Annotated in this window: 9 protein-coding genes; 4 read left to right on the forward strand and 5 right to left on the reverse strand. The window is 55.3% G+C overall.

Going from position 1 to position 10,284, the window contains the following annotated elements; translation table 11 throughout:
• On the forward strand, nt 1–466 hold a 466-nt coding region (locus ABX962_RS19740; protein WP_372721744.1), incomplete at its 5' end, for a P-loop NTPase.
• A 171-nt stretch (nt 467–637) separates the two neighbouring features.
• On the opposite strand, the gene ABX962_RS19745 is transcribed toward ABX962_RS19740, so the two are convergent.
• The 4 genes from ABX962_RS19745 to ABX962_RS19760 form a co-directional block, all read right to left on the reverse strand.
• Entirely contained in the window at nt 638–889 is a 252-nt protein-coding gene (locus ABX962_RS19745) for a hypothetical protein (RefSeq protein ID WP_339943897.1), read from the reverse strand.
• Nucleotides 890–1,308: 419 nt separating this feature from the next.
• Nucleotides 1,309–2,121 (reverse strand): site-2 protease family protein, encoded by an 813-nt coding sequence (locus ABX962_RS19750; RefSeq protein ID WP_372721745.1) that lies wholly within the window; start codon nt 2,119–2,121, stop codon nt 1,309–1,311.
• A gap of 48 nt (nt 2,122–2,169) precedes the next feature.
• Nucleotides 2,170–3,078, reverse strand: coding sequence for a hypothetical protein (locus ABX962_RS19755; protein WP_372721746.1), 909 nt, complete (start codon nt 3,076–3,078; stop codon nt 2,170–2,172).
• Nucleotides 3,079–3,131: 53 nt separating this feature from the next.
• Entirely contained in the window at nt 3,132–4,112 is a 981-nt protein-coding gene (locus tag ABX962_RS19760) for a ZIP family metal transporter (protein WP_372721747.1), read from the reverse strand.
• Between the two features lie 330 nt (nt 4,113–4,442).
• Here ABX962_RS19760 and ABX962_RS19765 point away from each other — a divergent pair, with 330 nt between their 5' ends.
• A complete protein-coding gene (locus ABX962_RS19765; RefSeq protein ID WP_372721748.1) occupies nt 4,443–6,524 on the forward strand; it encodes a vWA domain-containing protein in 2,082 nt (693 codons plus the stop codon).
• A 20-nt stretch (nt 6,525–6,544) separates the two neighbouring features.
• On the opposite strand, the gene ABX962_RS19770 is transcribed toward ABX962_RS19765, so the two are convergent.
• Entirely contained in the window at nt 6,545–7,630 is a 1,086-nt protein-coding gene (locus ABX962_RS19770) for an alpha/beta fold hydrolase (RefSeq protein ID WP_372721749.1), read from the reverse strand.
• Nucleotides 7,631–7,785: 155 nt separating this feature from the next.
• On the opposite strand from ABX962_RS19770, the gene ribA reads away from it, so the two are divergent.
• On the forward strand, nt 7,786–9,009 hold the full coding sequence (gene ribA / locus ABX962_RS19775) for a GTP cyclohydrolase II (protein ID WP_372721750.1): 1,224 nt from the start codon (nt 7,786–7,788) through the stop codon (nt 9,007–9,009).
• 69 nt (nt 9,010–9,078) lie between these two features.
• Nucleotides 9,079–9,936, forward strand: coding sequence for a prephenate dehydrogenase (locus ABX962_RS19780; RefSeq protein WP_372721751.1), 858 nt, complete (start codon nt 9,079–9,081; stop codon nt 9,934–9,936).
• The last annotated feature ends 348 nt before the right edge of the window (nt 9,937–10,284 follow it).

The following is a 10,284-nucleotide window of genomic DNA, read 5'->3' on the forward strand; positions in this document are numbered from 1 at the left end:
ACTGGATTATTTGGTGATCGATATGCCACCAGGAACGGGGGACGTTGCGTTGACGCTCTCACAAGCGTTACCGTTGGCGGGCAGTGTGGTGGTGTGCACCCCGCAAGAGGTTGCACTGCTCGATGCGATCAAGGCGATCAGCATGTTTCGCAAGGTAAACATTCCGATTTTGGGAATGGTCGAAAACATGAGCGGGTTTATGTGTCCCGATTGCGGCAAGACCTATGACATCTTTGGCCGTGGCGGTGCTCGAGCGAAGGCCGAAGAGTTGAATGTTCCGTTTCTAGGAGCGCTGCCGATCGATATCGACTTGCGAACCGGTGGCGACGAGGGACGGCTCGCCAACGTGCTTGCTGAAAACGCGCGAGCACGCACTCCGATCGAAGCTGCGGCCAAGGCACTTGTTCGCACGTTGGCGTCCAAGGCCGCTGCAAACCCACCCAAGCCAAGCTTGCCGACGCTGTAGCACACGGCCGGTGCAGCCCTGATTGCAGGGATCTGTTTTTATCCCCGCTAAAACTGCCAAAATGGCACTTCTTGAGTCTTTTGAAACGAAAAAAGCCGCATCAGAGAATGAACTCCGACGCGGCTTTTTTTAACTTCGGTTCTACTCAGAAGAGAAGAGCTGTCCAGCGGACTAGCGACGCTTCTTAGCGGTCTTCTTCTTAGTAGCTTTCTTGGCTGCTTTCTTAGCGGCCTTTTTCTTGGTTACTTTCTTAGCAGCCTTCTTTGGAGCTGCTTTCTTAGTAGCCTTCTTCTTGGTTGCTTTCTTAGCAGCTTTCTTTGGAGCTGCCTTCTTCGTAACCTTCTTCTTCGTTACTTTCTTTGCAGCTTTCTTAGGGGCTGCCTTCTTCGTAACTTTTTTCTTGGTTGCTTTTTTCTTGGCCACGTTCTTCCTCCGCGAGAAAGGGCACGTTAGTGAGTCCTTGTGACTTTATTAGAACAGCGTTCTAAAAGTCACCGGCCACGGCTCACCAATCGTGATTGGAAGTTGAATCTCAGAGCGTTGATGATCCACATCAGTGTTGCTCTTGCTTTCAACCGTTTAGAAACTGCGCGTAACTGTACGCGCTTCTGAGAATTCCGCAACATCTTTTTCATGAAAAAAGTGCTTGCGATGAAATTTTTTTTTGGTAAGTGAACGCGTTTTTGTTGCTTAGGATTGATTCATTGAAGATGGAAAATGCATTGAATCATCTTGCATAGACACTGTTTATGCGTTTGCACGTGATTGAAATTCAACTTCGGTATTGCAAGCCACATCACTGCAAAAAAACTTGCTCTGTGAACACAAAATTTGCAAATGATTTATCGCCAACGCCCCGTCTGTTGCAACATTTGGTAATTGCTAAACGCTAATGACAAAAACAAAATGCCCATAAACGTTTGGTGCTGTTTGAATGCGTACAGGGTCAACAATCCTGCGCTGATCACACTGATCCACAACGCTTGATCACGTTGGCCACCATTGATCATCACAAGTGAGTTCATGATCCGGCCACCATCGAGTGGCCATACCGGCACCAAATTCAACAGCGCCCACAAGACACTTGGGAAAATGTAAAACAAAACAATCGCATACAAACCATGACTTGTGATCGGATCTCCTTCCATCACGCCAGGGATCTTGGCCAATCCAAGTGGCACCACGCTGTCAACAATCGCCAACGCTTCGATTCGAAAGCCTGCGACTTTTAAACCCCCGACTAATAACGCTGCCGAGACGATTTGAGCAAGCGGACCGGCCAGAGCGACCCACAAATCTTGCTTCTCGGTTAACCGGCCTGCCGAGCGTCCCATCCCAAACGAGCTGCTCGGTATCGCAAGGCCACCGAAGTGATACAGCACGATCGACGACTGAATTCCAAACTGGCGAAACGCAAACGCATGCCCCAATTCGTGGATCAAAATCGACACCAACATGCACAGCGCCCAGAGCATCAGCAGCGGCAGTTGCCCTGGACTGCCATCGCCCGAGTGAAGGAACATTCCGTCGACGCCACGGACCAAATTAAATCCAAAAATCAACGCACCTAGCCAAAACGACCAAGCGATTCGGACTGGAAATCCGAATAGCTCAAATCGAATATCGTAATTGGATTCCGGGGGATCTTGAAGCATCGTGTCTGCAGTGTGGGGTGGATGGACGGTGAGAACGCAATCGCTGCGTTAGTCTAACAGCTTGGGGGCATTGACGGCGTGATCCGTCGCCGTGTTAACGTGGGCGTCGTTGTTCGTTTTCGGTGTCGCGGCGGTGAGTTGTAGTCCCATCGCTTCCAGGCTTGCTAGATGGCTGTTCCAGGCGATTCGGTGAGGCTGGCCAATTGGACACTCCTCTTCGTTTAAACCGAGCGACAGCACGCGTATGCGGTCGTGACGGACTTGTTTGTCGACAAGCGGCATGTCGAGTTCCTGCGAGCGTGAGGATTCCTCGATCGCGATTTGTTGCTCGGACTTCCATGCACATGCGATCCGGTGCAGCGCCACCACGCGGAACCAGTGCCATGGTTTTTCCACCCGCACGTGGTGTTGGCACCAGTTCCAATCAAAAAACTTTTCCAGATCTGCGGGTTGGATCAAGAAACATCGAACGCACTTTTTTCGTACCGCTTGTCGGTCTTCGCATGTCATCACGAACAGCCACGCTTTGCGTGGAAATGGCGTGGTCGCTAACAAGCCAGCGATATGCCCGACGGCATCGTTGAGCAGTTCAAAACCAAGTGTCCCCTCGGTCTTCAAGATCGGGTCGTCGAGCGTGGTTTGATCCGCGATTTTTTTGACAACGTTCCGCACCGCTTCGTTGTCGTACAGATCATTCAGCGTGGTCTTGGGAGCGACATTGCGAAACAGCAGCACGACGTCCTCGTCATGGTCCGCCACTGGACTCAGATGATGCATCTGGAAGATAAAGTCATCGGAATCGCCCGACTGCATCCGCTGTAGTGCATTGAGCCGCCGTCGAAACAGCAAAAACCAACTCGCCGCAAAACCGCTCAGAAAGCCCAACGCCTTGCCGATCAATTCGGGAACCAAACGCTCCCACTGGAGACTCCAGAACCAGTCCGTTACGAATTGCACGTTCGAATCCTGCGGGCTTGAGGGGGACAACAACACACGGTTCGTTGCAATCGTCACTCGGATTGCGTCGGCGTGTCGATTTGATTCTCGATGTTTGCTGCCGGGGCGGCGGGAGTGTGGCTATGGCCTGGTAAACTTTCGATGCCAACGGCCAACGCAACGCCGATCAATAGCGCCGCGGTCAATTTGAGCCGGTCATGATCGTGAAAGGCAACTTCGGGCAACAAGTCAGCCAAAGAAATGCAGATGAAAAAGCCTGCCGAGATCGCCAAGCCCCAACCCAAGAGCGTGCCATCGGTGGAAAGTTGATTCGCACCGATGTAAAAAGCGATCGCACCCAGCGGACACGCCAACGAGAAAGTTAAATTCACTAAACTCTGCTGAGTGGGCGTCCAGCCGCCCTTTTTCATCACCGATGTAATCGCAAACGCATCCAAAGGTTTGTGCAGCACGACGGCAAGAAAGGTCCCTAACCCCGCAAGCCCTAGCCACGGGTTGTGATGCGATTCCGCCGTCACGCTGGCGGCAAGCGCCACGCCGTCCATCAACGTGTGCAATCCGAGTCCCAACAGCATGCCGAGCCAACCGATGTCTTTGGCATGGTCATGTTTGCCGTGCGAGTGCCCGTGCGCGTGATCATGCCCGTGATCATGCCCGTGATCATGCCCGTGCCCGTGATCATGGTGATGGCTGGGTTCATGCCCGTGTCCCTGCTCGTCGGTTGCCTCATCGGGCCCTAATCCTCCCGGCGTTTCGATCGACCCATGCGCATGGGTGTGAAAGGCGCGAAGCAAGATAAACATCGCGATGATGCCCCCTAACGCGGCACCGCCGGTCATGGCCGCCGATTGCATCAAGTGAAACGCATGAGGCAGCATGTGCAGCATCGCAATCCCCAGCATCAACCCTGCGACGAAGCTCATCAGCAGCTGGGTTCGCAGGTGCGTCATCCGCATAATCGCCGGCAGCCATCCTCCCGTGACGGATCCGGCAATGATCAAAATGCAATAAACCGCCAGTAAAGAGCCTGTCATGAATCGTGAGTTTGCCGTCGAAATTTGCACATTGAGAGGAAGGAATGCCACAAAGGGTACGCTTTTGCACTGGACCCGCAAGTCGCGGTTCCCGTCAGTCCATCGCAATTTTTTGCTCGAAATGCTCCGAATCGACACCAATTATGGGTATCCTGAACGTGATGGCGGATCGCATCGCTGATTGTGGATGATGCAAAATAAAGGGATTGCCGGATTCCCTCGAGCGGCGAGAAATGAGCGGCGAGAAATGGGCGGCGAGAAATGCAATGAGGCACGAGGCCACGGTATCTGTACTTGGTTTCTCGAAACATGAACGATCGAGGCAGCAAATTGAATTCGTCCTCAGCCAACGCGAGCCGATTCGCCGAACCGAACCCGGCGTTGAACTTCTCGACCTCCCCGGCTGCGCCCACGACGGTGCTGAAACAACTGCAACCATGGTTTTTGTCGATCGTGCTTCACACGCTGCTTCTGCTGGCGTTGGGATTGTGGGTGTTTGACCATTTGTCGGGTGACGCAGGGCACCGAATCTGGGCGACCTATCCCGCTGACGATTCCGCGATGGCCGATTTCACGGTGGCATCCGTCAGCGCGTACGATCCAACGGTGGCGGCATCGATGACCCCCGCAGCGGTACTTGAGCAACCCGTAGCCGCACCATTGGACACGCCGCCGGATCTTTCGCCACTGGATGCCCTGGACATGTCCAATCCGCCGTCGGCATCGTTAGCGTCGATGGAATTATTTACTCGCAGTGACGTGTGGGGCGAAGAGGTCCGTGCCGGTGAAGCCAAAAAGAAATTGTCCAACCTTACGCGTGAAGCGTCGGGAGCCGACAAGTTGATCGCCGCGGCGGGAATCGGTGAGGCGGGCGAAGTAGTGACCGGCGTCATTCGTAGCGAACTTGAACAGGGCAACACGTTGATCGTGTGGCTATTTGACGCATCGGCAAGCTTGACGCATAAGCGCAGCCAGATGGCGGATCACGCGGAATCGTTTTACAAGTCGATCGAGGCGTTCAATACCAAGCGACGCGACAAAGCAGAGAATGAAAACACGCTATTCAGCAGCGTGATTGCGTTTGGACAGAATTGGCGAGAAATCTTGCGGCCCACTCACGTCGGGGCTCGCGCGATTTCGGCGATGACAAAAGTTCCGATCGATACCAGCGGAGACGAAAATGTGATGTCGGCGGTCACGCAAGCGGTTCAGTTGTATCGCGAACAACGCAAACGCCAGGAACGCATTATGATCGTCATCCTGACGGATGAATCAGGCGACGACACACTGCGGCTCGAAGATACGATCGAGTATTGCCGCAGCGCCGGAGTCGCCGTGCACGTGATCGGTCCCAATGCGGTGATGGGGTGTGAACGTGGGTCGCAGCTGTGTCACATCCCCAGCGGTGGTCGAGAGTACGCGTTTTGGTTACCGGTCAAGAAAGGTCCCGAAACATCCTTGCCCGAACGCTTTCTTGTTCCCTATTGGCACGAGTCCTCGCTTCCGCTGTGGCAACAGTCGGGCGCCAGCGTGGCGGCGAACACGCCGTGGTACGGTGGCCCCTATCGCGAGCGATTGCACTCGGGGTTTGGGCCGTTTGCCTTGACGCGGTTGGCACTGCAAACCGGCGGCTCGTTCACGATGCTCGATGAAGACGCTACCCGCAGCGTCGATCAATGGGCTAATCGAAAAGACTATTTGCCTGATTATGCTTCGGTCAATCAGTATGTCCGCTCGCTACAAGATTATCCGGTGCGAAAGTTTGTGGTCGATGCCGCGACGCTCAGTTACCAGCAAGCCGAGCTGTTTGTGCCACCACGGATGACGTTTCTCGGCGAGCGATCGCCGGTTTACCCTTACCCGGTCCTGCATCCTTACGTCGTGCCCGCGAATTTTCGCACTCAGCTTTCCCGCGTCTTGCAAATCGAACGCACTCGGATGGAAAGAGCGAGTGAAGTATTGCAGTCGTTGATTGTGCGTTTGGAGGACACCGCGGTGCCGTGGCAAGATGAAACCTCACCACGATGGCAAGCTTCGTTCGCTTTGACCAAAGGACGCGTGTATGCCACGCAAGCACGCTATCTGGAGTACTTGGCAGCGACACTGAATCTGAAATCGTCATTGTCGCCGGAGACCAACGAAATCACGTTGCTGCCCGATGCCGCACTGCGATCGTCCGAGTCGAGGTATTTGGTCGATGCGGCGGTCCATTCACTCCAAAAGTGCATCGCTGAACATCCCGACACACCGTGGGCCTACCTGGCTCAGTGGGAACTTGATATTCCGGTAGGGTTGCGAATCCAGCCTGCGGTCATTCCCCGTCCCCCACCGCCACCCCCGCGGCCTCCCGGTGGACCCGGTTACTCAACGAAATCGTCGTCTGGTTCGTCGTTTTCGTTTCCTCGTTTGTAGCCGCCATGACGCCAATCTGGCTACGGTTGTGACAACACCTTGTCAAAAAATTCGATCATCGCCTTGCTGGTTTGAGGATTCAAGAACGTGACCAAATGGCCTTGCCCGGGGATGGTGGTCAAGTCGCAGAGGATCCCCACCGCTTTGGCTCGCTCGCGAAACATAAGACTGTTTTGAATCGGCACGATCGAGTCGGTTTCCCCATGGATCAGATGAATCGGTGGATCCTGGGCAGAGACGTGCGCTGTCGGCGAGGCCGCTTCATAGACACTCGGTTTTTCACTGCGGGATCCACCGAGAAAGTATGCCAATCCGGTGTTCTCGGGCGGCAGGTTGCGAAAATCGCACGGCGGGCCGCCGATACAGACCGCTTGGATCGCCGGCAGCTTCTGCCACCGTTCGTCGTCCGCAGCCCACTCGCTGGACGCCAATTTGGTTTCCATCGGTTCGTCGCTGAGTACCGAAACCAGCAGCGATAAATGACCACCCGCGGAATAACCAAACAGTCCGATGCGGCGTAGGTCCAATGAAAAGCGAGTGGCATTCTCTTGGGCCCACACCAGCGCTTCGCGAACATCATCGACTTGCGAGGGGAATTTGTAGCGAGGTGCCAAGCGATAATTGATGTTGATCGTGGCATAGCCATGTTCGGCCAAAAAGCGTGCATAGCCTTCGATGGTCCATTTATCGCCGCTCATCCATGCTCCGCCGTGCACGATTACCACGGTGGGAAAGCCGCCGGGAGGCGTTTCTTGGCCGCCCGGAAGGATGACGTCGCAAAGCCCCGTCCGATCCTCACGCTGACTGTATTGCTGGTTCACAAACGTCCGCGGTTCGGCCGACTTGGCTGCCGAAGTCGCTCGGTCGCTCGAACGATCCGATGGCATTGTGGCCGATTGCGAGGCCGGTTGGACTTGTTCGGTAACTTCTTCGCTAGCTTGTGGGGGGGGGGCGGCCGTCAGCGGGCTGGTGGCCGCCAGAGCAACGATCGCGGTACATGCCCAGCCCAGACATGGCCAGCCGAGACATGGCCAGCCGAGCCGTACGGAGGAGGCGTTTATCGTGAAGCGGCGACAGAGTGTCGCGAAACGGTCAAAATGATGCATCAATAGTCCTTTAAACGCCGAATGCAATCGAATCCTCGCGGTCGCGAAAATTCCGTCCAACCAAGAAAATGGGGCGGTGGGAGCGTTGCGTTGACAATCGTATAATACGTTCCTCGTCGACCCTGTTTAGTCGTCTTACTCGTACAAAGTTCAATATGGCCATCGAGCTCAACACCGTTCCCGAAGCGGTAGAAGCCATTCGCCGAGGCGAAGTCGTGATCGTCGTGGATGCGGAAGATCGCGAAAATGAAGGCGATTTTATCTGTGCCGCTGAAAAAGCGACGCCCGAAACCGTCAATTTTATGCTCTCCGGTCGCGGTCAACTGTGCGTTTCGGTGCTGCCCGAGGTCTGTAAGCGACTTGAGCTTTCGCCAATCGTCGCGCTGAACGATGCCCCGCTGAAAACCGCCTTTATGACCCCCGTCGATATCCGTACCGCGAGAACGGGGATCACGGCACGCGAAAAAAGTGAAACGATCCTGCGGATGACCGCCGAGGATTGTGCAGCCAGCGAATTTGTCCGACCTGGACACGTCTACCCGTTGTTGGCCAAAGAGGGGGGCGTGCTTCGCCGCGCCGGGCATACCGAAGCCTCGGTCGATCTGGCCCGAATGGCTGGTTTGCATCCCGCGGGAGTGCTCTGCGAAGTGCTCGATGAAACCGGCGACCGCGCCTCGCGTGACTCGCTCTCGGCGATCGCCCAGAAAAACAATTTGAAAATCATTAGCATCGAGCAGTTGATTGCCCATCGACGCGTCAGCGAAAAACTGATCAGCCGAGCTGCCGAAGCGGAATTGCCGACCAAATATGGCAACTTCAAAATCATTGTCTACGCGGTTCAATACGAAGACCAACAGCCGATTGCATTGGTCTATGGCGACTTGGATGATGACCAAGATGGTACCGCCGAGGCGCCGTTGGTGCGGATGCACAGCAGCTGCTTTACTGGTGACCTGATCTCGTCGCTGCGTTGCGATTGTGGTGACCAACTGCAGATGGCTCTCGAGACGATCAGCAAAGAGGGCCGAGGCACCTTGGTTTATTTGCCTCAAGAAGGGCGTGGGATCGGATTGGCTCAGAAAATTCGAGCCTACGCATTGCAAGACAACGGGATGGACACAGTCGAAGCCAATCACGCGCTCGGTTTCAAAGCCGACATGCGTGACTATGGAATCGGCTTGCAAATCTTGAAGGACCTCGGGCTGAGCGAAGTTCGGTTGTTGACCAACAACCCGAAAAAGACCGAAGCCTTCAATCTGCGTGGGTTCGATCTGCGCGTGGTCGATCAAGTTCCGATCGTTTCGGCGGTCAACGAACATAACCAAAAGTATCTCAGTACCAAACGCGAAAAGCTCGGTCACAAGTTGCCGAACCTTTAACGCATTGCGACGCCAGAGCGTTTCCTTTTCTACTAGATCCGACACGACGACGCCGAATAGCTCTCCAGAATGAATGACTCTCTCTCGGAATTTAGGCCCGCTCGTGTCGCGATTCTGGGCGTAGGGCTGCTGGGTGGCAGCGTGGCTCGGGCGATCCGGCAATCGGTCCCCAGCGTGCATGTCGTCGGCATCGTTCGTTGTGCTGAAAAAGGCCAGCAGTGGGTTGATCGGGAAGTCGTCGATTCGGTCACCGAATCGATCGAACAGGGGTGCCGCGATGTTGACGTCGTCGTGGTGGCGACGCCCGTCGATAAGGTCTCCGAAAAAGTGATCGCGGTTGCCCAGGCGACCAAGCCGGATTGTTTGATCACCGATGTTGGCAGCACCAAACAGACGATCGTCAATGCGGTCAGCCAATGCCCCGCCGCGGTTGCCAAGTTTGTCGCGGCTCATCCGATCGCGGGGAGCGAGAAAACGGGCGCCGAACATGCCACCGCGGACTTGTTCGTCGGCAAAGTGATCGTGTTGACCCCCAGCGACCGGACACCGGCCGGTTTGCTCGAGCAGGCGGAACAATTTTGGCGGCTCACCGGCGGACGGATCGTCACGCTCAGCCCCGAGGAACACGATACGCACCTGGCATCGGTCAGCCACGTACCGCATTTGGCGTCGTCGGCGGTGGCCAAATTGGTCTGTGAGCAATCGGCGGATTTGGTGGGCAGCGGATGGACCGATATCACCCGCGTTGCCGCAGGCGATCCCGCGATGTGGCTGGCGATTTGTCAAGAAAATCGGCCCGCGATTGAGCAACAATTGCGACGGCTCGCCGAGTCGATCGACGAGGTCCGCCAATGGATGCACTCGCACGACGACGAGAGTCTGCTGCGGTGGCTAAAAGAGGCAAAAACGATTCGAGATTCGTTTTGAGTCGGTTGTGGCGTGATAAAAACGCCGCTCGCTACTGCAAAACTTCGCTGTCTGCGGAGAGGACGAGCGATCGCTTCTTGGATTTCCGGCGATACCGAGGCCCCCGGGGCTATGGAATTTAGCGCCGTTGGCGTAAAAAACGGGGGCGTCGACCTCGACAACGATCCACACGTTCGACAACGATCCAAACGCTGGCCCTTCAGCGACTACACTTCACTTCGAAATTTTGAAATACTGGAAACGCAACCATGCCGCTTTGGCAAATTGATATTTATCCGGCCGAAGGTCAAGTCGATCGTGAAGCCAAGCGAACCCAAGAAGAAATTCACGAACTTGGGCTGCATGACA

It is taken from the genome of Novipirellula sp. (assembly GCF_041583735.1).
Classification (GTDB): Bacteria; Planctomycetota; Planctomycetia; order Pirellulales; family Pirellulaceae; genus Novipirellula.